22 protein-coding genes are annotated in these 24,602 nt (G+C 73.8%); 11 read left to right on the top strand and 11 right to left on the bottom strand.

The genetic code is table 11. The features are described from left to right. Nucleotides 1–64: 64 nt before the first annotated feature. From FJK98_RS13245 to FJK98_RS13260, 4 genes are all read left to right on the top strand, one after another. Nucleotides 65–1,078 (top strand): ABC transporter substrate-binding protein, encoded by a 1,014-nt coding sequence (locus tag FJK98_RS13245; protein ID WP_145919283.1) that lies wholly within the window; start codon nucleotides 65–67, stop codon nucleotides 1,076–1,078. 6 nt (nucleotides 1,079–1,084) lie between these two features. After that, nucleotides 1,085–2,572, top strand: a complete 1,488-nt coding sequence (locus FJK98_RS13250) for an MFS transporter (protein WP_145919284.1) — start codon at nucleotides 1,085–1,087, stop codon at nucleotides 2,570–2,572. A 37-nt stretch (nucleotides 2,573–2,609) separates the two neighbouring features. Beyond that, a complete protein-coding gene (locus FJK98_RS13255) occupies nucleotides 2,610–3,512 on the top strand; it encodes an ABC transporter substrate-binding protein (protein WP_145919285.1) in 903 nt (300 codons plus the stop codon). Between the two features lie 103 nt (nucleotides 3,513–3,615). Beyond that, entirely contained in the window at nucleotides 3,616–4,014 is a 399-nt protein-coding gene (locus FJK98_RS13260; RefSeq protein WP_240762805.1) for an NADPH-dependent FMN reductase, read from the top strand. A 40-nt stretch (nucleotides 4,015–4,054) separates the two neighbouring features. On the opposite strand, the gene FJK98_RS13265 is transcribed toward FJK98_RS13260, so the two are convergent. Next, a complete protein-coding gene (locus FJK98_RS13265; protein WP_240762807.1) occupies nucleotides 4,055–6,286 on the bottom strand; it encodes a UvrD-helicase domain-containing protein in 2,232 nt (743 codons plus the stop codon). 387 nt (nucleotides 6,287–6,673) lie between these two features. Between FJK98_RS13265 and FJK98_RS13270 the strand changes: the two genes are divergently transcribed. Further along, complete coding sequence (locus FJK98_RS13270; protein ID WP_240762808.1) at nucleotides 6,674–7,717, top strand: arabinan endo-1,5-alpha-L-arabinosidase; 1,044 nt, start codon at nucleotides 6,674–6,676, stop codon at nucleotides 7,715–7,717. On the opposite strand, the gene FJK98_RS13275 is transcribed toward FJK98_RS13270, so the two are convergent. Then, a complete protein-coding gene (locus FJK98_RS13275; RefSeq protein ID WP_240762968.1) occupies nucleotides 7,711–8,667 on the bottom strand; it encodes a YafY family protein in 957 nt (318 codons plus the stop codon). The two genes, FJK98_RS13270 and FJK98_RS13275, sit on opposite strands and share 7 nt — an antisense overlap. A gap of 103 nt (nucleotides 8,668–8,770) precedes the next feature. On the opposite strand from FJK98_RS13275, the gene FJK98_RS13280 reads away from it, so the two are divergent. From FJK98_RS13280 to FJK98_RS13290, 3 genes are all read left to right on the top strand, one after another. Next, nucleotides 8,771–9,454 (top strand): alpha/beta fold hydrolase, encoded by a 684-nt coding sequence (locus FJK98_RS13280; RefSeq protein ID WP_145919289.1) that lies wholly within the window; start codon nucleotides 8,771–8,773, stop codon nucleotides 9,452–9,454. A 176-nt stretch (nucleotides 9,455–9,630) separates the two neighbouring features. Further along, nucleotides 9,631–10,005: a UBP-type zinc finger domain-containing protein gene (locus tag FJK98_RS13285; protein WP_145919290.1), complete on the top strand. Its 375-nt coding sequence runs from the start codon at nucleotides 9,631–9,633 to the stop codon at nucleotides 10,003–10,005. A gap of 60 nt (nucleotides 10,006–10,065) precedes the next feature. After that, nucleotides 10,066–10,605, top strand: a complete 540-nt coding sequence (locus FJK98_RS13290) for a hypothetical protein (protein WP_145919291.1) — start codon at nucleotides 10,066–10,068, stop codon at nucleotides 10,603–10,605. A 102-nt stretch (nucleotides 10,606–10,707) separates the two neighbouring features. Here the strand turns inward: FJK98_RS13290 and FJK98_RS13295 are convergent, their stop codons facing one another. From FJK98_RS13295 to FJK98_RS13320, 6 genes are all read right to left on the bottom strand, one after another. Continuing rightward, nucleotides 10,708–12,237 (bottom strand): RICIN domain-containing protein, encoded by a 1,530-nt coding sequence (locus FJK98_RS13295; RefSeq protein WP_145919292.1) that lies wholly within the window; start codon nucleotides 12,235–12,237, stop codon nucleotides 10,708–10,710. A gap of 185 nt (nucleotides 12,238–12,422) precedes the next feature. Beyond that, entirely contained in the window at nucleotides 12,423–12,905 is a 483-nt protein-coding gene (locus FJK98_RS13300) for a hypothetical protein (protein WP_145919293.1), read from the bottom strand. Next, complete coding sequence (locus FJK98_RS13305) at nucleotides 12,902–14,020, bottom strand: molybdopterin-dependent oxidoreductase (RefSeq protein ID WP_240762809.1); 1,119 nt, start codon at nucleotides 14,018–14,020, stop codon at nucleotides 12,902–12,904. The genes FJK98_RS13300 and FJK98_RS13305 overlap by 4 nt, the downstream gene beginning before the upstream one ends. 50 nt (nucleotides 14,021–14,070) lie before the next feature. Beyond that, nucleotides 14,071–14,712, bottom strand: a complete 642-nt coding sequence (locus FJK98_RS13310) for a class I SAM-dependent methyltransferase (protein ID WP_168222452.1) — start codon at nucleotides 14,710–14,712, stop codon at nucleotides 14,071–14,073. Beyond that, nucleotides 14,709–15,386 carry a DUF2064 domain-containing protein gene (locus tag FJK98_RS13315; protein ID WP_240762811.1) on the bottom strand — a complete coding sequence of 226 codons (678 nt, stop codon included), beginning with the start codon at nucleotides 15,384–15,386 and terminating at the stop codon, nucleotides 14,709–14,711. The genes FJK98_RS13310 and FJK98_RS13315 overlap by 4 nt, the downstream gene beginning before the upstream one ends. Beyond that, nucleotides 15,383–16,042, bottom strand: coding sequence for a glycosyltransferase family 2 protein (locus tag FJK98_RS13320; RefSeq protein WP_088646821.1), 660 nt, complete (start codon nucleotides 16,040–16,042; stop codon nucleotides 15,383–15,385). The genes FJK98_RS13315 and FJK98_RS13320 overlap by 4 nt, the downstream gene beginning before the upstream one ends. 143 nt (nucleotides 16,043–16,185) lie before the next feature. On the opposite strand from FJK98_RS13320, the gene FJK98_RS13325 reads away from it, so the two are divergent. From FJK98_RS13325 to FJK98_RS13335, 3 genes are all read left to right on the top strand, one after another. Further along, complete coding sequence (locus FJK98_RS13325; RefSeq protein WP_240762813.1) at nucleotides 16,186–17,238, top strand: NAD(P)-dependent oxidoreductase; 1,053 nt, start codon at nucleotides 16,186–16,188, stop codon at nucleotides 17,236–17,238. Between the two features lie 29 nt (nucleotides 17,239–17,267). Next, nucleotides 17,268–18,668 (top strand): hypothetical protein, encoded by a 1,401-nt coding sequence (locus FJK98_RS13330; RefSeq protein ID WP_370517080.1) that lies wholly within the window; start codon nucleotides 17,268–17,270, stop codon nucleotides 18,666–18,668. A gap of 127 nt (nucleotides 18,669–18,795) precedes the next feature. After that, nucleotides 18,796–20,559, top strand: a complete 1,764-nt coding sequence (locus FJK98_RS13335) for a DUF1996 domain-containing protein (protein WP_145919296.1) — start codon at nucleotides 18,796–18,798, stop codon at nucleotides 20,557–20,559. 102 nt (nucleotides 20,560–20,661) lie between these two features. Here the strand turns inward: FJK98_RS13335 and FJK98_RS13340 are convergent, their stop codons facing one another. The 3 genes from FJK98_RS13340 to FJK98_RS13350 form a co-directional block, all read right to left on the bottom strand. Then, on the bottom strand, nucleotides 20,662–22,209 hold the full coding sequence (locus tag FJK98_RS13340) for a cellulase family glycosylhydrolase (protein WP_145919297.1): 1,548 nt from the start codon (nucleotides 22,207–22,209) through the stop codon (nucleotides 20,662–20,664). Nucleotides 22,210–22,336: 127 nt separating this feature from the next. Continuing rightward, on the bottom strand, nucleotides 22,337–23,179 hold the full coding sequence (locus FJK98_RS13345) for a LacI family DNA-binding transcriptional regulator (protein ID WP_145919298.1): 843 nt from the start codon (nucleotides 23,177–23,179) through the stop codon (nucleotides 22,337–22,339). An 18-nt stretch (nucleotides 23,180–23,197) separates the two neighbouring features. Next, a complete protein-coding gene (locus tag FJK98_RS13350) occupies nucleotides 23,198–24,454 on the bottom strand; it encodes an ROK family protein (RefSeq protein ID WP_205789439.1) in 1,257 nt (418 codons plus the stop codon). Between the last annotated feature and the right edge of the window lie 148 nt (nucleotides 24,455–24,602).

Raw genomic sequence — 24,602 nt, forward strand, 5'->3', positions numbered from 1 at the left:
ACCGGCCCGCCGCCCTCACCCCGCGAGCCGGGGCATCCCTGAGCCACACCTGGAAGGAACCCCTGTGTCCACGACACCCCTCACCCGACGATCCCTGCTGCGTGCCGCCGGGCTCCTCGCCGGCGGCGCCGGCGCGGCCACCCTGCTGAGCGCCTGCGGCACCGACGAGCCGGCCGCCGCCGGCACCCGCAGCGCCAAGGTGCAGCCCCGCAGCCCCGGCACGGCGGGGGCGATCCGCGACTCCGTGGCCGAACAGTTCGGCCTGGAGGCCAAGCACGGGCTCCGCCTCGACCGCAAGGCCGGCGGTGGCCCCGGCGCGGGACAGGAACAACTGCTCACCGGCGTGCTCGACATCTACGCCTTCGGCCCGCTCGGCGCGACCGAGGTCAACACCAGCGGCCACGACGTGGTCATCGTCGGACCGTCACTGTGGAACCACGGCCGCTGGATCGTCCCCGCCGACAGCCCGTACCAGAGCATCGCCGACCTCAAGGGCAGGAAGGTCGGCGTGCAGCCACCCAGCAGCGACACCTACCGGGCGGCGGCGCTCGCCTCGGCCGTCAACGGCATCCGCTTCGACCGCGAGTTCAAACTGTTCACCGGGCAGCCCATCGCCAACCTCGCGCTCTACGAGCGCGGCGACCTCGACGCGATCATCGCGATCGAGCCCAACGCCACCCGCCTGGTCGGCTCCGGGAACCGGCAACTCGCCTCCGTCGACGAGCTGTGGCGCAAGGGAACCGGCGACAGCAGCCCGCTGTTCCTCAACGGCACCGCCGTACGCCGTGACTGGCTGGCCGCCAACCGGGAGACCGCGAAGGCGTACGTCGACTTCACCCTGGAAGCCTGGCGGCTGATCAAGCAGGATCCGGCCCTGATCGGGAGGTACCACGCCGACTACGGCGTCCCCGACACCGAGAAGAAGGCCATCGAGCTGTTGCCGGAGCGGCTCGCCCCCGTCTACGCCGACGTGTGGGACGACACCGTCTTCGCCAACCTGGAGAAGCAGATCGACCTTGCCGTCGAGGTCGGCGTGCTGAAGAAGCGGGCCGGCAAGCCGGTGTACGAGAAGCTCTGAGCCCCGGTGTCCCTGCCCTGGCGCAGCCGCGCCGCCCTGCTGGTGTGCTGCGGCACGCTGTTCCTCGGCGTCCTCGACGGCGCGGCGTTGAACCTCGCCCTGCCGTCGGTGCACCGCGAACTGCGGCTGAGCACGACCGAGTTGCAGTGGGTGGCGACCAGCAACGCGCTGGTGCGGGCCAGCCTCACCCTGCTCTGCGGCGCGGTCGCCGACCGGTACGGGCGGCGGCGGATGTTCCGGGTCGGGCTGCTGGTGTTCGCGGCGGGGTCGGTGCTGTGCGGGGCGGCCCCGCACGCGCCCGCCCTGATCGCCGCCCGGGGCGTGCAGGGCGTCGGGGGAGCGTTGATGGCCCCGCCCGCCCTCGCCCTCATCGCCAACCTGTTCCCCGACGCGGTACGACGCGGCCGGGCACTGGGCACCTGGAGCGCGACGGCCGGGGTGTCGGCCGCCTGCGGACCCCTGGTCGGCGGGGTGCTGGTGCAGGCCGCCGGCTGGCGCAGCCTCTTCGCCGTGAGCGTCGGCGGCGCGGCCCTGCTGTACCTGGGCACCCGGCTGCTGCCGCCGGGCGTCGTGGCCGGCCCGCCCCGACGCCTCGACGGACTGGGCAACACCCTGGCCGCCCTGGTCCTGGTCGGCTTCACGTTCGCCCTGATCGACGGCCCCAGCCGGGGCTGGCTGACCGGCCCGGTCCTGGTCGCGGTGGCCGTGGCGGTGGCCGCCGCCGTCGGGTACGTGCCGGCGGCCCGCCGCCGCCCCTACCCGGTGCTCGACCCGCGTCACCTGGCGATCCCCGCGCTGCGCGGCGCGGTGCTCACCGCGATCGTGGCCTACCTGGCGCTGGGCGGGTTCACCTTCGTCAACACCTTCTATCTGCAACAGGTCCGCGGATACAGCCCGCTGGCCACCGGCCTGCTCACCCTGCCGACCACCCTCGGCACGCTGGTGCTCGCCAACGTCTCCGGCCGCATCGTCGGCCGACACGGCGGCCGGCTGCCCGCCACCGTCGGGCACCTGTCGTTCGTGGCGTCGATGACCCTGCTCGCCCTGACCGTGACCACCGACGCGGGCCTGGCCCCGCTGCTCGTCGGCTACCTCCTGCTCGGCGCCGGCATGGGCCTGGTCAACCCGCCGGCCACCAACACGGCCGTGAACAGCCTGCCCCGCGACCGGGCCGGGGTGGCCAGCGCCATCACCAGCGCCTCCCGGCAGATCGGCACCAACCTCGGCGTCGCCGTCCTCGGCGCGGTGGTCGTGTCGGTGCTGGCCCTGACCGGCCAGCCCACCGACGACGTCGCCCGGGTCGCCGCCGAGGCGGGCGACGACTTCACCACCGCCCTGCGCGTCGCGTACGGACTCGTCGCGGCCACCGCCGCGTACTGCGCGTACGCGACGTGGCGGCTGCTGCGGCCGCCGCCCGGACCCACCCCGGGAGAGGAGGTGGTGGGCAACGAGGACCCGTCGACGGCAGCACCGACCGCCACACCCGCCCGATAACGCACAGCACGACACCAGCACAGAAAGGACCACCACGGTGGCACTCAAGAAGGTCAGGAGCGTCCGCAGCGGCGCCATCTTCACCCTGCCGTACCTCGTCGGCCTGGAGCACGGCTACTTCGCCGAGGAGGGCATCGACCTGGAACTGGTCGCCCCCGGCTCGTACGACGCGGTGCTCAAGCCGATCGAGGAACACGAACTGGTCAGCTCGTTCGGTGGCATCTCCAAGCCGTTCGAGAGCGGCGACGTCTCCCTCTACCGGGCCTGCGAGTGGGGGCAGATCCGCCGGTCCCACGACAGCGGACGCGGGGGCCAGATCATCGCCAAGCGGGCCTCCGTGGCCAGCCAGGCGATCTTCGTGCGGCCCGACTCCGACGTCAGGCACCCGCAGGCCCTGGCCAACAAGACCGTCGGCGTCAACTTCCACCACGGCTCGCACTACCTGGCCATCCAGTCCCTGGAGGGCTTCCTGGACTCCGACGAGATCAAGGTGGTGCACGCCGGCGGACCGGCCGAACGGTTCCGTAAGCTGCGCGACGGCGAGATCGACGCGGTGGCGCTGATGGAGCCGTGGACCACCGCCGCCGAGAAGCTCGGCTACGTGCTGATCACCGAGGCGTTCTACGTCGGCTCGGAGATCGCCAGCGCCGACGTCGACCCGGAGACCTTCGCCGCCGTCGACCGGGCCGTCCGCCGGGCCGTCGCGAAGATCAACGAGGACATCCGGCCGTACCTGCACCACTTCGTCGCCGAGGTGCCCGAGGACCTGGTGAAGCTGGAGCCGGCGGACTTCCGGCTGGGCCGGCTGCGCTACGTCGACCCGGAGCCGTACCCGGAGGCCGAGTTCGAGCGCACCTACCGGTGGATGGTGAAGTGGGGTCTGATCACCCCCGAGTCGACGTTCACCTCCATCGTGGACAACCGGGTCGTCACGGTCTGACCCCGCACACGGGGCCGGCCCGGCCGACGACGTCCGGGCCGGCCCCGCGCCCGACCTGGCCGACCACGACCTGCCACACCTCGACGAGCCGGTCCCGGCGGCCATGGGCCCCGAGCAGTACACCGCCGCGCACACCCGCCGCTGGGCCGACACCGTCGCGTCGTACGACGGGTACGTCTTCGTCACGCCGGAGTACAACCACTCCTATCCCGGCGTGCTGAAGAACGCGATCGACTACCTCTACACCGAGTGGCACCACAAGTCGGCGGGTTTCGTCGGGTACGGCCTCAACGGCGGTGCCCGGGCCGTCGAGCACCTGCGGCTGGTGCTGGCCGAAGTGCACGTCGCCGACGTCCGCGACCAGGTCGGCCTGCACTGTTTCGCCGAGTTCGACGCCGATGGCGAGGTGCGGCCCGCCGGCAACCAGGTGGACGTCCTGCACCGGATGCTCGACGAGGTGACGGCCTGGGGCGGTGCCCTGGCCACCCTGCGCCAGCGGTGACCGGCCTTCGGCGGGACGGCGGCACACCCGCAGACTCCCGCTACGCGAGAACCAGCTGTCCGAGTTCCTGGGTGCATCGGGTGAGCGCGACGTAGAGGCCGTTCCATCCGCGCGGCCCAGCGGCGATGCCCTGGGGGTCGACGAGGAGCGCCGCATCCCATTCCAGTCCCTTGGCCTGGACTGCGGTGAGCACCGGTACGTCACTCAGTACGGCGTGGAGTTCGGCGATGCGGTCGGCGGGGGCGATGACGCCCACCGTGCCGCCGTGCCACCGTTGCTGCAACTGCCGGACGGCCCGGGCAGCGGTGGCGGCAAGCTCCGCAGGGGCGACCGTGCGCACCCAGGGGTCGATGCCGCAGGAACGCACCGCCCGGGGCGGGGAGTTGTGGCTACCGGCCTGCTTCAGGACGGGCCCGGTGAGGTCCATGACCTCGCGCGGGGTGCGGTAACAGATGGTGAGTTCCGCTGCGGTCCACCGCTCGCCGAAAGCTGCCCGTACCGCCTGTGCCCAGCTGGTGTGCCGGTGCGCCGCCTCCGTCTGATCGATGTCGCCGACCGCCGTGACGGATCGACTGGGACAACGCCGCAGCACCATCTGCCACTGCATCTCGGACAGCTCCTGCGCCTCGTCGATGACGACGTGGCCGTACACCCAGCCGCGCTGCCGGCGAGCGTGGTCGGCGACGAAATCGCCAGGCGGTGGCGGAGCCTCGGTTTCGCCCAGCAGGTCGGCGACGGCGTCGAGCAGGGGGATGTCGCTCGAAGCCCACGGTGCGGGCTCGGTCGATACGGCGGTGATCTCCGCCGCGGACAACTGGGGAACGAAGCGGGCGAGCAGGGCGCGGTCGGTCAGGAGACCTCCCACCAGATCTTCGGCGTCGAGGGTGGGCCACCAGGCCTCGACGAACCGGGCGATGGTCGCGTTCTCCCCGATACGACCACGGAGAATGTCGATCTCCTCCTCGGAGAGCAGCCCGTCGACGTCACTGCCGGTGGGCCCACCGCCGGGCCGGTGGTCATGCTCCATGCTCCGGTCGACGCGGGCGAGGATGTCCTCGAAGCCCTCCTCCATCGCGTGCATCAACGCCTCGCGTTGATCGACGACGGCTTCGGTCAGGAGGTGGTGCAGCTGCTCGGCGCACGCCTCGCGGGCCCGGTGATAGGGACGCCCCCGCACCGAGGCGAGTATCTGGGCGACCGTCCCGGCGGAGATGACGTAGAACTCGCCCTCCCAGCGCAGCTTCAACTCACGGGGCCGGGGGAACAGCGAGCCGACGTAGTTCTCGAGCGCGGCCTGCCACAGGGCGCGGCCCTTGATCTCGGCGAGAGTGCGGCTCTCGTCGCGGCCCACGCGGATGCCGGGCAGCAGGGTGTCGCAGGTCGCCGAGACGACGGCGGTCTCACCGAGCGCGGGCAGCACCTGGGCGATGTACCGGAGGAACCGCGGGGAGGGACCGAGGACCAGGACCGCCTGGTCGGCCATTGTCGAGTGGGCGAACAGCAGATAGGCGACGCGGTGCAGGGCCACCACCGTCTTTCCGGTGCCGGGACCGCCCTGCACGATCAGCGGGCCGGTCGCCTCCGCCCGGATGATGTCGTCCTGTTCGCGTTGCAGCGTGGAGATCGCTGCCGACATGTGACCGGTGCGCCGCTGGTCCAGGGCGGCCAGCAGCGCGCCCTCACCGACGAGTTCCGCTGTCATGGTCCCGTCCAGCGGCTCGTCGTCCACCCCGACGACCACCGGTCCCGTCGTGCGGATGTGCCGACGCCGTGCCTGCCCCTGCGGGTCGACAGCCGTCGCGGTGTAGAACGGCCGGGCCGCGGGAGCGCGCCAGTCCAGCAGCAGCGGCTCACCGTCCTCGTCGTCGTTGCGCAGGCCGACCCGGCCCACGTGCCGCACGGTGCCGTCAAGACCGTCGAGGCGGCCGAAGACCAACCGTTCCTGCGCCCGCCGCAGCTGCTCGTACTGCTGGCGGAGCATGCGCAGCCGCGCCCGCTCCAACACGTCCAGGGCAGCTGAGGAAAGCTCTGCCTGCAGGTGGTCGACGAGAGTGTCGCGCTGGGCCATGGCCGAGTCGAGAAACTCCTGTTCCTCGGCAACCGCGGATCGGCGCGCGGCGTCCGCTGCGGGGGAGGTTGACGTTCCACTGCGGCTAATTGCCGTGGTGACGTCAGCGATGCCATTGTCCAGAGCAGATTTCCGACGCATTCGCAGATCCTCGGACTGGTGCTTTTCCTGCCACCCGACCGGCCGCAGGTATTCCGGCGACAAGCATAGGGTCGCTGTCTCCTCGTCGTGCCCTGATGCTGTCGGCGGAGATGAGCATCTCAATACCTCGCAGTTCCTTGCCGATCGTGGCCCGGTCCCATCGTGGCGGGTCGTGTCGCCCCTTTCGGGTGCGGACGCCGGTGGCAAGATCCCTGCGTGGGCGGTCGTCGACACCGTGGTGCGGGGCCCGCCGGGAGCGGTTCGTCGCGGCCTCTGCGGCACGGGCTGCCCGGGAGTGTCGGCGGGTGGGGAGCGGCAGCGCTAGGCGTTGACATGCTTCGATGTCTGCGTTAGCTTCGGGAAAATACGAATGCAATGATCTCGACATTTTTTGTCGACGTCGCGTCGCGTCGGCACCACGCTGCCCGACGCCCGACCCAGGGAACTGTCGTGACCACTTCGCTCGCCTCCGTACAGAATCCGTCCACCCTCCGCCGGCTGGCGTTGGTCTGCCTGTCGGTCGTGCTGGTGGCCGCCGGCATCGCCGGAGGATCACCGTCGGCCTCGACCGCCGCGCCCCGGGTGGCCGCCACCCCCACCACCCCACCCGCCTCCTACCCTGGACCGGGCCGGGTCACCGGGGACGTCGGGGTGCACGACCCGACGATCGTGATCCGCCCCGGCGGCGGCTACCTGGTCGCGCACACCGGCGACAACATCGCGCTCAAGACCTCCACCGACCGGACCGCGTTCCGCAACGCCGGCACGGTGTTCCCGGGCGGCGCGCCGTGGACCACCACCTACACCGGGGGCAGCCGCAACCTGTGGGCGCCGGACCTGTCCTACCGCGACGGCCGGTACTGGCTGTACTACTCGGCCTCGACGTTCGGCTCCAACCGGTCGGCGATCTTCCTGGCCACGAGCACCACCGGGGCGTCCGGCAGCTGGACCAACCAGGGGCTGGTGATCGAGTCCCGCACGTCGGACACCTTCAACGCCATCGACCCGAACCTGGTGGTCGACGCCACCGGCAGTTGGTGGCTCAGCTTCGGATCGTTCTGGTCCGGTATCAAGATGGTGGCGCTGAACCCGGCCACCGGGAAACGCTCCGATGCGACCGTGCACAGCATCGCGGGCCGCAACGGAGGGGCCATCGAGGCCCCGGTGATCGTCCGGCACGGCAACTACTACTACCTGTGGGTGTCGTTCGACCGCTGCTGCCAGGGCGCGGCGAGCACGTACCGGATCATGGTGGGCAGGTCCACCTCGGTCACCGGGCCGTACGTCGACCGCAACGGGGTGGCGATGACCGCCGGGGGCGGCACCCAGGTGCTCGCCGGGCACGGCAGCATCCACGGACCCGGGCACCAGGCGGTGTTCACCGACACCGACGCCGAGGTGCTCGTCTACCACTACTACGCCGACAACGGCGCGTCGCTGCTCGGTATCAACCTGCTCGGCTACGACACCGCCGGCTGGCCGTTCGGCTACTGACCGGGGTGGGGCTCGTCCCCCGACCGCGCCGCCGCCGGTCGGGGGGTGTCCGCCACGGCGGCGGTGAGGCGGGCGGCGAGCGCGGCCACCGCCGCCCGCAGCTCGGGCCCCTCCTCGACGGTGAACCCGAACGGGACGGCGGCCAGCCACTCCCCGGCGTACATCCGGGTGTTGGTGGTGCTGCCGGTGAGCACGCAGCGCTCGCCGGCCGGCTCCAGCCGGCCCATCGTCGGCCCGACCCAGGGCGCCACCCGTTCGTAGGGCTCGTGGAACACCACCCGGGTCGGGTACTTCCACCCGGAGCCCAGGTGCGCCTCCAGGGTGGCGACGGGGTCGAGGTCGGCGGGCGGGGTGAACGGCTGCGGCAGGTGCCGCACCGCCCCGATCCGGTCGATGCGGTACGTGCGGACCGCGTCCGCCCGGTGCGAGTGGCACAGCAGGTACCAGCGGCCGTGGCGCACCACCACCGCCCACGGGTCGACCTCGGCCTCCCACGACGTGCCACCCTCGGTGGTGTAGCTGACGGCCACCCGACGACGGTCGGCCACGGCCGTGACCAGCGCGCTGGTCGTGATCGGGTCGGCGTGCACCGCCCGCCGGTCGGCGGCGGCCGCCGCGTACGTGCGCAGCGCCGCCGCCTGCCGTCCGAGGCTGTCGGGCAGCGCCCGGATGAGCTTGCTCAACGCGGTACCGACCAGCCCGTCGGCGTCGACCGCGGCCGGCTGCCCGTCGAGCACGGCCATCACCAGGCCGAGGACCTGCTCCTGGGTGAACACGACGGCCGGCAGCCGCGCGCCCCGGCCGAGCCGGTAGCCCCCGTACGGCCCCCGGACGGACTCGACCGGGATGCCGGCCTCCCGGAGGACCTCGACGTAGCGGCGTGCGGCGCGCTCGGTCACGCCGAGACCCGCGGCGAGCTGGGCGGCCGTCGTGCCGGGCCGGTCGCGCAGGATGTCGAGCGTCCGCAGGGCGCGGGCGGTGGGGCTGACGGCGTTCTCCACGCCCGGACGGTACCGGAAGGAAAACGTCCGGAACCGGTTCTAGGTTGACGGTATGACGGATGAACGGATCGTCCTGGTCGGTGGTCTCTGGCTCGACGCCCCGGTGTGGGACGGCGTGGTGGCCGAACTGGCGCGGCGCGGCCGGCACGCGGTCGCGGTGCGCCTGCCCGGCCAGGGTGACGGGAACACCACGGCGACGCTCGACGACCAGGTCGACGCGGTGCTGGCCGCTGTCGACGCGGCACCGGGCGGGTCGGTGGTGGTGGGGCACTCGGCCGCCTGCTCCCTGGCCTGGCTGGCGGCCGACGCCCGGCCCTCGACGGTGCGCAGGGTGGTGTTGATCGGCGGGTTCCCACCGGCCGACGGGGACTCCTACGCCGACTTCTTCCCGATCGAGGACGGCGTGATGCCCTTCCCCGGCTGGGCGCCCTTCGAGGGCCCGGACGCGGCCGACCTCGACGACCGGGCCCGGCGGGAGTTCGCCACCGCCGCCGTCCCGGTGCCCGAGCAGGTCGCCCGGGGGACCGTCCGGCTGACCGACACCCGGCGGTACGAGGTGCCGGTCGTGCTGGTCTGCCCCGAGTTTTCCCCGGCCCAGGCACAGGCCCTGATCGACGCGGGTGACCTGCCCGAACTCGCCAAGGCCCGGCAGGTCGACCTGGTCGACATCGACTCCGGGCACTGGCCGATGCTCAGCCGGCCGGTCGAACTGGCCGGCATCCTGGCCGACCTCTGACGGGTCCGCCGCGCACCCGGTGGACCCTGCCGGGCGCGACGGGTGACCCGGCGGCACCGGGCGACGGTGAACGGGGGCGCACCGGTGCGGCCGGCTCACCCGGCCGGGGTGAACGGGGGCGGGACGCCACGGCGACGGTCCGGGTACCGTAGCCGGCGAGTCGAGAGGAACGCCGCGTGCAGGATCAACCCGAGCCGCTCACCGCGACCACGGTGGGGATCAATCCGGCAGCGCCGCCCAGCGGTCCCGGCTGCGTCGAGTGCGAGTCGTCCGGCGGGTGGTGGTTCCACCTGCGCCGCTGCGCGGCCTGCGGCCACGTCGGCTGCTGCGACTCGTCGCCGGGCCAGCACGCGACGGCGCACGCCGCCACCGAGGGGCATCCGGTGGTGCAGAGTTTCGAACCCGGCGAGGACTGGTTCTGGGACTATCCGGCGGACCGGTTCCACCCGCGCGGCCCGGAGCTGGCCCCGCCGCACTCGCGCCCGTCCGACCAGCCGGCCCCCGGCCCCGAAGGCCGGGTACCGGGGGACTGGAAACGTCGGCTGCACTGACGGGCGTGCCCGGCGGGAACGGTCCGTTTGGCTCTCCGGCCGGCCGGGCAGAACGCCGTGATGACCGCCGCCGATGACCCGCCCACCATCGAGTTCCGTCGCTCCCGCAGGCGTCAGGTCGCCGTCCTGGCGGTGGCCGTGCTGACGGCGGCGCTGGCGGTGGCGGTGGCCAACCTGGTCTCCGGTGACCCCTGGTGGGACGGGCTGTGGACACCCGCGCTGTGGATCCTGGCCCTCGGCCTGCTGCGCGGGGCGGCCCGTCCGTCGTCCACCGGTCACCAGCCGCAGCTGCCGCTGCGGCTCACCGCGGACCACCTCGAGGTGGCCGGCCCGGGTGAGCGCACCCTGGTCGTCGGGTGGTCGAACGTCGCCCGCGCGGAGATCACGGGGCGGCTGTACCCGGTCCTGGTGATCGAGCCGGCCGACCCGGAGCAGACCATCCCTCCGCTCGCCCGGTGGGAGTGGGCGGTCGCCGGGCAGAGCCGGCCGTACGAGATCCGGGTTCCACTGGTCTACCAGCGCCCCGGCCGTGACCTGCTGCGCCGGGAACTGGCCCGTCGCGTGCCCGGCCCCGCCGCCGGCGACCGACCCGCCCGGTAGGCCGGTTGCCACGGTCGCGGGTCACCGGCCCACGGGAGGCCCGCCGCCGCACCGACCCGCCCGGGTACGCGGGTCGGGCCGGTACGGCGGCGGGGTGGGACGTCAGACGGCCGTGCGGGACCACTGCTGGTTGGCGCCGGTGTTGCAGGCGTACTGCTTGAGCACCTGGCCGTCGGCGGTCGACGAGGCCGGCACGTCCACGCACTTGTTGCTGTGCCGGGCCCGGAGCTGGAAGAAGCTGCCGTTGGTGACCATCTGGAACTGCTGGTTGGTGCCGCTGCCGCAGGTGTACTGGATGAGTTCGGCACCGTCGGCCGTGGAGGCGCTCGTCACGTCGAGGCACTTCCCGCTGTGCCGGCTGACCAGCCGCCACCAGCCGCTGCCGGCGTCGACGAACTGCCACTGCTGCCAGGCGTTGCCGGCGTAGGTGTACTGGCCGACCCGCGCGCCGTTGTCGGTGTTCGGCTGCTGGACGTCCATCGCCTTGCCGCTGTGCCGCACGGTGACCCGGTAGTACGTTCCGCTGCTCGGCGGGGGAGTGGTGGGGCCGTCGCCGACGGTGTCGCCCCACCCGTAGCGGACCCGGTCGGCCCCGGAGGGGTTCCGGACGCTCAGGTTCAGGTCGGTGCCGCTGCCGCTGAGCGCGTACATCGAGTACCAGTCGTAGCCGATGGTGCCGGGCTTGCCGCCGAGGGCGGGCCAGTAGGTGCCGCCCATCTGGTTGTCCCGCATCACCTGGGCCATGGCGCGGATGTGGCGGACGAAGTTGTCGGTGCTGTTGGCGTCGGCGTAGTTGCGGCCGTCGTTCATCGGCGCGCCCCACTCGGTGGCGACGGCGCGGGAGGCGCAGTTGCCCAGGCGGGTCTGGATGTGGCTGCGGAAGGCGTCGTAGCTCATCTCGCTGTAGAAGAACGCGTAGTGGTGGAAGGAGAGCAGCGTCGCGTTGAACCGGCTGTCGTTGCAGATGTCCCGCAGGTCCTGGCTGAAGCCGGTGCCGCCGATGAGCACCCGGCCGGGCACCGCCGAGTAGTGGTAGCTGAGCCAGTTGGCGGCCACGTTGCGCCACTCCGCCGAGCTGTAGCCGTGCGGCTCGTTCATCGGTTCGAAGTAGACGTTGGGGTTGCTGCCGTACGTGTTGGTCACCGTGGACCACATCGCGTTCCAGGCGGCGAGGTTGGTGATCCGGCCACCGGAGGCGGCGCCGTCCTCCCAGTACGCCAGGATGACCTTGAACCCGCGTGCGGTGGCGGCGTCGACGGCCCCCCGGTACGCCTCCCACCACGCCGTCCCGACCGTGTGCGTGTTGATCGGCAGCCGGACGGTGTTGACTCCCATGCTGGCGGCCATGTCGTCGTAGAGGGCGTTGGCCTTGGCCCGTACCGTCGCGTTGCTGTCGGAGGCGCTGAGGCCCTGCACGACGAGCGGGCCGGTGCTGAAGTTGTCGCCCAGCACGGCCCAGTTCATGCCGCGGAACCCGCTGGTGGCGGCGGTGGCCGGGGACGAAACGACGACCGCGCCGCCGACCATCGCGGTCGCCACGGCGGCCAACGTGACCAGCAGCCGGCGGAGCGGGCGGTGTCGCCGCGACGCCGCCGAGGGCGTCGTGATCCGGGTCGGGGAGTGGTCGGTCACGGGATCGGGCCTCTCTGGTCGGGACGTCGCGCCGATATCGCTGTTAGCGCTAACATTGGCGCGCCGCGACCGGTGCCCTGATTGTTGCCTGCGTGTTGCAGACAAGTCTCAGCGATCGCTTCCGGGGTGTCAAGAATCGACGAGCATCGTTCGATGGGGTGGTGTCGTCGCCGGGCGGCACCCGGTCAGGGCGGATCGACACGCCCCGGCGGGCCCTCGTCGTCGGCCCGCGACGCCACCCCCGCCCCGTCCCGACCGGCCGTGCGCCTGCGGTGCCGCAGCTCCACCGCCAGGCACCCCACCGTCGTCGCGGCGGCGACGAGCAGCAGCACCACGGCGAGATTACGGCCGTACGGCAGCGGCAGCACCGAAGGATCGTCCGGCGGCCGACCGAAGCCCAGCACCAGCGGCAGCGCCACGACGGTGAGCGCGGCGGCACCGACCGCCCCGGCCCGCACCACCGGCCGGTGCCGGCGCGGGACGAACCGGGCGAGCAGCGCCCCGACGGCCAGCAGGCCGGCCATCCAGACGACGTCGTGCCCGACCAGCACCCCGGCCAGGAACACCAGCACCCCCGCCGGGGCCAGCTCCGGGTCGGTCAGTGCGCCCGCCACGGCGTACCCGATGAGCAGGGCGCCGGCCGCGACGAGCGCCACCCGGGTCCTCACCCCGCCTCCCGTACGACGATCCGGCCGACCCACTTGGTCTGGAGCACGCCTGGCCGGTTCGGGGCGATCAACCGGGCCGGGTAGCCGTGGTCGGGATGCAGGGGCTCCCCGCCGAGCCGCAACGCGACAAGCGTCGCCGGGTCACCCACGTGCGCCGGCCCGACCGTCGACACCCGGTAGCGGCCGGCCGCCTCCAGCGACTCGACGCGGACGCTCGCCCGGTCCGGGTCCGCCCCGACCAGCGCGACCAGGTCCCGCAGCCGCACCCCCGTCCACCGCCCGGTCGCGCTCCACCCCTCCACACAGGCGATCGGCAGGTCGGCGGTGTGCTGCGGCAGGGCGTACAGGGCGGCGAGATCCAACGCGACCCGTCCGCCCGGACCGTCGACCACCAGCCGGTACGCCGGATCCCCGACGTCCACCCCGGCCCGGCGGGCGGTCCGGTTCACCGGCAACCCCTGCGGGCCGACGTCCGGCCGGCGCGGGGCGAGCACCGCCAGGCCGGACAACGGCCGTACGGTCTGTCCGACCGTGGTCAGGGTGATCAGCCCGGCCGCGGCGGCCACCCCGGCGAGCAGCCCGCGCCGGCTGAGCCGCTCCTGCGGCGACTCGACGCCCGGGCGGGCCAGCGCGGCCCGGACGGCCGGCAACTGCACGCCGACGTGCACCAGCAGCGCACCCACCGCCAGCCACGCCACCCGGTAGTGCCCGGCGGTGAAAAAGAACGGCATCGGCGCGTACCAGCGGGCGACGTTGAACACCCCGCCGACCACCTCGAACAGGGCCGCGGCGACCAGCACACCGACGCTTGCGCGTTCGACCGCGTGCGCGACCGACCGCACCGGCGGCCAGCGGAACAGGTGGTGGTAGACCGACCACAGCTTGGCCCCGAGCAGCGGCACCGTGGCCAGCCCGGTCGCCACGTGCAGCCCCTGGGTGAACCGGTAGAGCCCCACCGGCCGGGCCGGCCACCGGAACCAGCCCGGCGGGTGCTGGATCAGGTGACTGAGCAGCCCGGTGAGGAAACAGACCGCGAACGCCACCCCGAGCGCGACGCCGAGCTGGCTGGTCAGCCGGGTCGACCGCAGCGGGGACGGGAACCGGTCGGGGCGCACCGATCCCGACCACCGTCCGGCGGGCCGCCGTGGCACCGCCTGCCGGCCGCTCACCGGGGGCCGAGGGTGGCGAACCAGCGGCCCGCCTCGGTCCAGGTGTCGCGCACCCGCAGCGCCGTCGCCCCGGCCAGCGCCGACAGACCGTCCAGGGGTACGCAGGCCCAGGGCAACGGGCCGTCCGCGCCGCCCGGCGTCCGCACCATGGCCGTACCGGACCAGGCCGGTGTCCCGGGTGGCGCGAACTCGACGTGCAGCCGACCGTCGGCGGCCAGCAGCCGGCGGCACCGGCGCAGCAGCCGGTACGGGTCACCGCCGATGCCCACGTTGCCGTCGGCCAGCAGCAGGTGCCGCCACCGCCCGGCCCCCGGCACCGGGCCGAAGACGTCCCGGCGCAGGGCCACCGCGCCACGCCGACGGGCCAACCGGACGGCGGTGGCGCTGACGTCGATGCCGAGCGCGGGCCGCCCCGCGTCGATCAGCGCACCGGTGAGCCGGCCCGGTCCACACCCGACGTCGAGGGTCGGGCCGGTGCACCGGGCCAGCAGCGACGCGTCCCCGGCGACGGTGTCCCGGCACCAGAGCGCCGGGTCGAACCGCAGCACCCCGCCGCTCGGGTGCCGGGCGGTGAACGCGGCGGGGACACCCGACGCGGCCCGGTCGAACACGGCGTCGAACAACGCCACCGCGTTCATCCGGCCACCGCCGTGGGCGACGGGACGTCGACGGCGACGGCGCGGGCGAACCGGCTGCCCGGCGGGCACAGCGCCGCCACCGCGTGGGCGTCGACGGCGGTGTCCACGTCCCGCAGCCGGGGCAGCAGGTGCACCCGCAGGCCCCGGCGGCGCAACGCGGCCAGGGTCAGCGCGCCGGTGCTCGCCACGGAGGTGGGGACCGTCCGCAGCACCGTGGCGTGGCCGGGGTCGCGCAGCCCCAGCGTCCACCAGCCGCCGTCGTCCGCCGGCCCGAGCACCGCGTCCGGCCCGTCCGCCCGGCCGAGCAGGTCCCGCGCGGTGTCCAGGTGCGCGGCGGTGAGCTGCGGGGTGTCCATGCCGACCAGCAGGGTCGCCGCGCCCCCCGCCCGGGTGTCGACGAACGCGTGGGCGAGCCGGTCGGCGAGCGGGCCACCCCGCTGGGCGAGCCGCGTCCAGCCCGGCGGAGCCGGCAGGTCACCGTCGACGACCAGCACCCGGGCGTCGACCGTGGCCGTGGCGACGGTGTCGAGGGTGTCGGCCAGGGCCGCCGCGGCGACCCGGGCGGCCTGCGCGGGCGTGCAGGGCGGGCAGAGCCGCGTCTTGACCCGGCCGGGCACCGGCGTCTTGGCCAGCACCAGCACCCGCAGGGCGGTCGGTGGACGGTGGGCGTTCACCGGGCCAGCACCGTGCCCATGTCCCGCACGGCGCGGGCGGTGCCGAGCACGGTGCCGGTCACCTTCGACCGGGTGCCGGCCGCCCGGGGGTGGTAGTCGACGTCGACCTCCACCACCCGCCAGCCCGCCCGACCGGCCGCGATCAGCAGCTCCAGCGGGTAACCGAAGCGGCGGTCCCGCAACCCCAGGGCCAGCAGGTCGTCGCGGCGGACGGCCCGGATCGGCCCGATGTCGTGGACGTCGAGGCCGGTGGTGCGGCGTAGCCGGTGGGCCAGCACGGCGTTGCCGACCCGGGCGTGCCACGGCCACACCCCACGCCCCGTCGGCCGACGCCGGCCGGTGCCCAGGTGCGCCGCGCCGGACCGGACCGGATCGGCCAGCCGGGGCAGCTGCGCCGGGTCGAACGACCCGTCGGCGTCCAGCACGCACACCACCCCGTCGACCGGGTCGGCCGCCAGCACCCCGGCGTGCACGGCCGCGCCGTACCCGGGCTCGGCCACGCTGATCACCTCGGCCCCGCAGGCCCGGGCCACCGCCGCCGACCCGTCGGTCGAGCCGTTGTCCACCACGATCGGCCGGTAGCCGGCCGGCATCCGCGCCAGCAGGTCGGGCAGGGCCGGGGCCTCGTCGCGGCAGGGAAGAACCACATCGGTCATGCAGCGGGACGCTAGGGCACCACCGGCCCGGAAATTCTTACCTGACGATGACGGAATCCCCGGCCGCCGCGCAGTTCTTACGAACCCCTGACGGCTGGTCGTCGTCGCGGCGCGACGCCGGTCACCGGCCCTACCGTCGGCGGGTGACCCACGTACTCGTCACCGGCGGCGCCGGTTTCATCGGCACCCATGTGGTGACCGCCCTGCACGACGCCGGCCACCGGGTGACCGTGGTGGACTCCGGCCACCCCGGCGCGCACCGCCGGCCGCTACCCGACACGGTGGCGGGCGCACCGCTGCTCCGGATCGACGTCCGGGACCGGCCCGCCCTCGCCGACGTCCTGGCCGACGGGGTCGACGCGGTGGTGCACCAGGCCGCCATGGTCGGCCTCGGCGTCGACCTCGACGACCTGCCCGAGTACGTCGGCTGCAACGACCTCGGCACCGCCGTGCTGCTCGCCGCGATGGCCCGGGCGGGCGTGCACCGGCTGGTGCTGGCCAGCTCCATGGTGGTCTACGGCGAGGGCGCCTACGCCTGCGCCGGGCACGGTCCGGTGCGTCCCGCACCGCGTACCGTCGCCGACCTGGCCGCCGGCCGGTACGAGCCGACCTGCCCGCGCTGCGCCGCCACGCTCACCCCGGGGCTGGTCGACGAGGACGATCCGCTCGACCCGCGCAGCGTGTACGCCGCCAGCAAGGCCGCCCAGGAGCACCTGACCGCCGCGTGGGCCCGGCAGACCGGCGGCGCGGTGGTGGCGCTGCGGTACCACAACGTCTACGGGCCGGGGATGCCCCGCGACACCCCGTACAGCGGGGTCGCGGCGATCTTCCGGTCCGCGTTGGAGGCCGGCCGGGCGCCCCGGGTCTTCGAGGACGGCGGGCAGCGTCGCGACTTCGTCCACGTCCGCGACGTGGCGGCGGCCAACCTCGCCGCGCTGGACGCGACCGGCACCGCCACCGGCTGGCGGGCGTACAACGTGGCCTCCGGCCGGCCGGCCACCATCGTCGAGGTCGCCACGGAACTGGCCGGCGCCGCCGACGGGCCGCCGCCCGTGGTCACCGGCGAGTTCCGCCTCGGCGACGTGCGGCACGTGGTCGCCTCGCCCGCCCGGGCGGAGACCGAACTCGGGTTCCGAGCCGCCGTGGGGCTCGCCGAGGGGATCGCCGAGTTCGCCCACGCCCCCCTGCGCGGGTGAGCGGCACCCCCGGCAGCCGTCCGGCCCGGGTGCCCGACACCCGTCCGGTTCCACCCGCCGGCACGGACCGCCGCCGGGTGGAACCGGACGGCGGCCCGCGCCGTCGCCCGCCGCGCGCCGACGTGATCGCCGCCGCCGCCGCGGTCGGCCTGTTCGCGGTGGCCGCCGTCACCGGCGGGGTGCTCTACCTGCTCGGCCACCCGGTGCACGCCAGCGCGGCGCCGCTGTTCGCGCACTGGCTGCCGCACGTCGGCATCGGCACCCCGCCGGCCCTGCTGCTGGCCGCGCTGGTCTGCTGGCACGGGCCGGCGGTGGCCGCCCGGCTGCCCTGGCGACCGCTGCTCGCCCTCGGCTACGCCACCGCCGTGGCCTGGACGCTGTCGCTGGCCCTGGTCGACGGCTGGCACCGTGGCGTCGCCGGCCGGCTGACCACCCGCCACGAGTACCTGCACGAGGTCCCCGGCGTCACCGACGTCCCCGCCATGCTTGCCGGTTTCGCCGGTCGCATCCTCGACGGGCAACCGGACTCCTGGACCACCCACGTCTCCGGCCACCCGCCGGGGGCGCTGCTCGTCTTCGTCGGGCTCGACCGGGTCGGGCTGTCCGGCGGGGGCTGGGCGGGGACGCTGTGCATCCTGGTGGCGGGCCTCGTCGCCGTCGCCGTGCCGCACACCGTACGGCTGCTCGGCACCGAGGCGGCGGCCCGCGCGGTGCTGCCGTTCGTGGTGCTGTTCCCCGGGGCGGTGTGGGCCGGGGTGTCGGCCGACGGGCTGTTCGCCGGGGTGACCGCCACCGGGATCGCCCTGCTGGCCCACGGCGCGACCCGGGGCCGCGCGGTGGGGGCGCTCGCCGGTGGGGCCCTGTTGGCGTTCGGCTGCTACCTGTCGTACGGGCTGGTGCTGATGGCCCCGCTCGCGCTGGCGGTCGTCGTGCTGGCCGGCCGGCACCGGCGCACCGTGGGGTGGGCGGTCGTCGGGGCGCTGCCGGTCGCCGCCGCGTTCACCGCCGCCGGATTCTGGTGGCCCACCGGCTACCACCTGGTCATCGAACGCTACTACCAGGGGGTCGCCGCCGACCGGGCGTACGGCTACTGGGTCTGGGCCGACCTGGCCCTGGTGGTGGTGGCCGCCGGCCCGGTGGCGGCGGTGATCCTGCGGCGGGCGGTGCCGGCCGGCCGGCGGGCCCTCGCGTCGCGGCGGCCGGACGCGGAGCACACCGTCTGGCTGCTGCCGCTCGCCGCCACGGCGGTGATCGTCGCGGCGGACCTGTCCGGCTACAGCAAGGCCGAGGTGGAGCGCATCTGGTTGCCCTTCACCGTCTGGCTGACGGCCGGCGCGGCCCTGATCCCCGTGGCCGACCGGCGCGGCTGGCTCGTGGTGCAGGCGGCGGTGGCGCTCACGGTCAACCATCTGCTCCTGACCGGTTGGTAGCACCGGCGCGACTTCTTACCGAACCATGACGTACCCGGCCGACGGTGACCGTTGCCCACCCGCCGGGCCGTACCCCCGGGGGACAGCACATCACCGGAGCCGGTTTCCGGCTTGGAGGAGATTTCCGATGAACCGCAGACCCGACGGGACCCCGCTGGTCCACACCCGGCCGGCCCGGATCGCCATGGCCGCGCTGGTGCTGGCGGCCACCGGTGCGCTCACCGTCACCTTCGTCTCGGGCGGCGGCAGGGGCACCGCGGACGCCGCCACCAGCCTGGACCAGTTCGTGCCGATCGAGAAGGTGCCGCCGAACGTGCGCAACCCGCAGCCGGCCCCCGGCGGGTCGACCGGCCGGTTCACCGTGGACTGCGGCACGAACGGCAACGGCAAGTTCAGCCCGGACAACCCGGTGGCCCAGCCCGGCATCCGCAACGGCGCCGAACACGTCCACGACTTCGTCGGCAACCTGGCGATCACCGCCAACTCCTCCGACGCCGACCTGGACGCCTCCGGCACCACCTGCCGCAACGGCGACAAGTCGTCCTACTTCTGGCCGGTGGTGCGCATCGACAGGAGCGTCCGCAGCGACAACCAGGTGCGGCAGGCCCTCGCCCAGACCCAGCCGACGGTCGTCTGCCCCTCGGTCGGCAAGCGGCTGCGGGCCGTCCCCACCGGGGCCCGCAGCACCGTCGACCGGCTGCTTGCCGAGCTGGACCGCCAGCAGGCCGCCGCGAACCAGCGGATGACCACCAGCCGGGGCCGCATCGACGCGGCCGTCAACCGGGAGGTCATCGACGCGTTGCGGGCCCGCCGCGCCGCGACGATCAGGCAGATCAGCATCTCGGTCACCGCCGCCGGCGGCAACCAGCCCGGCCTGGTCTCGCTGGTCGAGTGTGACGTCAGCTACGACGACATGCACGCCCGGATGCCCCGTAGCACCCACCGCGCCAGCGTCAGGGCGGCCCAGGCGGCCAACCCGCGCATCCAGTGCCCCACGCTGCGGGACAAGCTGCCCGGTGTGCCCGCCGGGGCGCTCGCCGAGGTGAACCGCAACCTCGACGAACTCGACCGGCAGCTCTCCGAGGCCAACGAACGCCTCGTCACCAGCCGGGGTCAGGGCGGCCCGGCCTTCGTCGACAACGCCATCCTCGGCCCGCTGCGCGCCAAGCGGATCGCCGTGCTCGACCGGATCGCCATCGCGATCGGCCGGCAGGCCGCCCGCCCGCAGGGCCTCGACGCGTTCGCCACCTGCACCCTGGACCAGGCCCCGGCCCAGGCCGGCACCCCCACCGCCGCCGCACCCACCACCGCCGCCGCGCTGCCCGACCCGCAGGGGCCCGACCTGGAACTGCCCGGCAACACCGGTGGCATCGTCCGCCCGGCGCAGGTGCTGATCGAGTACCGCGGCAACCCCGTCAGCCGGGTGGTGCCGATGCCGAAGTTCCTCCGGGCGCTCACCGGTGACGCCAAGCCCACCAGCCGTGGCCCGGCCAACGCCCGCGCCACCTGGACCTGCTCGGGCTTCGCCGACCGGCTGGCCGACAAGTACCCGATCTGCCCCGCCGGCAGCCAGGTGCAGCGGGTGCACGACTTCCCCGGCTGCTGGGACGGCCGCAACGTCGACAGCGACAACCACCGCAACCACGTCGCGTTCGCCGACCGGGCCACCGGCGCCTGCCCGCAGGGCTTCCGGGCGATCCCGCAGCTGCGCATCACCGTCGGCTACGACATCCCCCGGGACGTGCAGCTCAAGGGCCAGTACGCGCTCGACTCGTTCCCGGAGGAGAACCACAACCCGTTCTCCGACCACAACGACTTCGTCAACGTCAACTCCGCCCAGACCATGCAGCGCATCGCCACCTGCATCAACAAGGGCAGGAACTGCTCCTGACCCCGGGGGCACCGGACGCGCGACACCACCGCCACGCCGAGGGCGGTGGTGTCGCGCCGACCCGTGGCCGACCCGGCCGGCCGGAACCGGTCGGGTGGTCGGTTACGGGGTGACGGTGAGCAGGTGGGCCCGGTAGCCCTCGCCGTAGCTCTTGGTCGGGGTGCCGCTGTAGTCCTCGATGAGCACGTTGCCGCCGCTGCAACCCCACGGGTTCCAGGTCCACGCGGTGTAGCCGAGCCGGTTGCGGTCCAGCCAGGTCATCAACCGGTCGATGTAGTCGTGGGCGCAGGTGTCCTGGCCGATCTCCCCGGCGTGCACCGGCACCTGAGCGGCCACCGGCGCGATCTGGGTGTCCCAGCAGGCCTCGGTGACGCAGGCGTTGAAGTTGTACGAGTGCCAGGAGGCGACGATGTTGTTGCGCGGGTCGGTCGGCTTGTAGGCCAGCCACTGGGTCAGGTCGTTGGTCCAGGTCAGGCCGGGGACCAGCAGCACGTTGGTGGCGCCGGTGGCGCGGACGGCGTCGACCAGGCTCTGCATGCCCGCCACCGGGTACTCGATGCCGGTGCAGGTGCCGCCGTCACGTAGGCAGCGCCACGCGGCCGTCATGTCCGACCAGTTGTTGGCGGCGTCCGGGTACGGCTCGTTGAACAGGTCGAACAGCACCGCGTCGTTGCCCTTGAACGCGGTGGCGACCCCGGTCCAGAACTGGGGCGTGTACTGCCTGCTCGGCATCGGCTTCTGGCAGGTGGCGTTCACGTCGGAGCAGGCCGAGATGTTGCCGGTGTACTGGCCGTGGGTCCAGTGCAGGTCGAGGATCGGGTTGATCCCGTTGGCGACGAGCAGGTTCACGTACGCCTTGACCGCCTGCTGGTAGGTGGCCCCGCTGGGCGACCCGGACAGGCCCAGCCAGCAGTCCTCGTTGAGCGGGATGCGCACCGCGCGGATGTTCCAGGCCTTCATCGCGTCGACGGAGGCCTGGTCGACCGGCCCGCTGTCCCACATGCCCTTGCCCTGGACACAGGCGAACTCGCCGCTGGCCCGGTTGACGCCGAGCAGGCGGTAGGTCGCCCCGGCCGCCGTGACCAGCCGGTTGCCCGAGACCCGCAGGCTCGGCGCGGCCCCGCTCGGCGGCGGGGTGGTCGTCGGCGGTGGGGTGGTCGGCGGGGGCGTGGTGGGCGGTGGGGTGGTCGGCGGCGGCGTCGTCGTGGGCGGGGGAGTGGGTGTCGTCGGGCTGACCACGCCGGTGCAGGTCGTCCCGTTGAGCGCGAACGACGTGGGTACGGGGTTGACGCCGCTCCACGCGCCGTTGAAGCCGATCGTGGTGGACGCGCCGGTGTTCAGCGCGCTGTTCCAGCTCAGGCTGGCCGCCGACACCCGGCTGCCGGACTGCGACCAGGTGGCGCTCCAGCCCTGGGTGACCCGCTGGCCGGCGTTCGGGAAGTCGAACGTCAGCGTCCAGTTGGCCAGCGCCGAGCCGAGGTTGGTGATGGCGACGTTGCCGCTGAACCCGCCGGTCCACTGGCTCTGCACGGTGTAGGTGACCGCACAGCCCGAGGCGGCGGCCGAGGCGGGCAGGGTGGCCGCGGTCAGGCTGGCGGCCACCAGCGTGCCGGCGGCTGTCGCCGCCAGCAGGGCATGACGACGTGTCATGAAGCTCTCCTAGGCATAGAGGGGAGCGTCGATGGGAGCGCGCCTGCGAGCTTTCTTTATTCGCCTTACTAAGTCAAGCGTATCGATGCCGTTTCGACGGGTCGCCAGGTGGGACCGCATTACCGCGCTACCGGGGTGGGCCGGTCGTGCCCCGGGCGACCACCGTCTCGGTCGCGCACCAGCGCTGCGGCACCGACTCGCCGGTGACCAGCCGCAGCACCGACTCGCCGACCGACTCGCCGAACGAGTGCACGTCGAGGCTCATCGTGGTCAGCGCGGGCGAGGCCAGCCGGCAGAGGCTGGAGTCGTCCCAGGCGATCAGGCTGACATCGCGGGGGACCCGGTGACCCAGCTCGGTGACCGCGTGCAGGCCCGCCACCGCCATCAGGTCGTTGTCGTAGATGATCGCGGTGGGTGGTTCGGGCCCGTCCAGCAGCCCGGTGGTCAACCGCGCCCCCGACTCCGCCGAGTAGTCACCCTCCACCACCACGGCGTCGACGGCCGACTCCGCCGCCGCCGTCAGCATCGCGGCCGTCCGGATCCGGGTGTGCAGCAGCGCGTCGGGCCCGCTGACCCGGGCCACCCGGCGGTGCCCCAGGGCGACCAGGTGCGCCAGGGCGGCCCGCATCGATCCGGCGTCGTCCCGGCGTACCGCCGGGTTGTCGTCGGTGGGCTCACCCGCGACCACCACGGGCAGCCGCAGTTCCCGCAGCACCGCCGGCCGGGCGTCGTCCACCGACGGGTTCACCAGCACGATCGCGTCGACCAGCCGCTGCCGCGCCCACCGCCGGTACGCGGCGATCTCGGCGTCGTGGTGCGCGACGACGTGCAGCAGCACCGACCGGCCGTGCGCGGCGAGCCGCTCCTCGATGCCCGCGATGAACTCCATGAAGAACGGCTCGGTGCCGAGCAGGCGGGGTGGCCGGGCGAGCACCAGCCCCACCGCGCTCGTGCGCCACGTGTCGTCCATCGCGTACCCCCGGGTCACTCAGCCTGCCGATTCGGTGAGCCGGGCCCGCTGCCCGGCCACCTGCTCGGCCGGGCGTGGACCGTGAGCCAGCGGGACCAGTTCGGATTCCAGGACCAGGGCGGCGGCGCCGATGGCCGAGGCCGTCGCGGCGGAACGGGAGAGCCGGACATCGACGGTGTGCGTGCCCCGGGCGAAGGAGGCGCGCAGTTCGTGCCGGACGATCGGCAGGTACACCGACCCGGCGGTGGCCAGGCTCGGCCCGGTCAGCACGAGCACCTCCAGGTCCATCAGGTTGGCCAGCGTCCGGGCGGCCACCCCGAGGTGCCGGGCCGACCGCTCCAGCAGCGCCAGCGCGTACGGCTCACCCCGGCGGGCGGCCCGGCTGATCGCGGCGAAGTCGGCGACCACCGAGGGCCGTCGGACGCCGGGCGTGAAACCCACCGCCCGTGCCGTCGCCGGCTCCGAACGCGCGGCGGCGACCACCGCCGCCGGCCCGGCCAGCGCCTCCACGCAGCCCCGGGCCCCGCACCAGCACCGGGGTCCGTCGGCCGATACGCACACGTGTCCCAACTCGCCGACGTTGCCGCTCGGCCCCCGGTAGGTGACGCCGTTGATGACCAGCCCGGCGCCGATGCCGGTGCCCATGTAGAGGGCGGCGGCCGAGGTCGCCGTGCCGAACCCGCCGGTCCAGTGTTCGCCCAGCGCCGCCGCGGTCGCGTCGTTGTCCAGCGCCACCGGCAGGGTGGTCACCTGTTCCAGCGCCGCGCCCAGCGGGAACCCGTTCCACTGCCGCATGGCGGGGGCGAGCCCCACGTCCGGCGGGCCGCCCATGCCCCGGGTGGCGTTGACCGGGCCGGGGAACACCAGTCCGACGCCGAGGATGCGGTCCCGCTCCACCCCGACCCCGTCGATCAGCGCGGCGATCTCGGTGGCGATCCGGGCGACCACGACCGCCGGTTCCTGCGCGCCGGCACCCGGGCGGGAGATCCGGGCCACCACGGTGCCGCCCAGGTTGGTCAGGGCGTAGGTGATGACGCCGTGGTCCAGGTGCACGCCGACGGCGTACCGGGAGGCGTGGTTGAGCTGGAGCAGGACCCGGCGTTTGCCGCCTGTCGACTTCGCGTGCCCGGTCTCGACGACCAGATCCTCGTTGATCAGCTTACGGACCAGGGTGGAGATGGTCGGCGCGGTGAAACCGGTGGCCCGGATCAGCCCGACCCGGCTGATCGTCCCGGCTGCCCGGATCGCGTCGAGGACGACCGACTTGCTGCTCACCTGGGGTTTGCTCGCTGCTGGTCCGCTCACTGCTTCTCTGCCAGGGGCTGTTAGGTCGGCGGACCAGAGTATACAAGTATCCCGATGGCGCAGGGTCGTGGCCGAGGGGCGGACCGCCGGCCCGCTGACGCGCCCCGGCACCGTGGCG

The sequence above is a fragment of the Micromonospora sp. HM134 genome (assembly GCF_007833915.1).
Taxonomy (GTDB): Bacteria; Actinomycetota; Actinomycetes; order Mycobacteriales; family Micromonosporaceae; genus Micromonospora; species Micromonospora wenchangensis.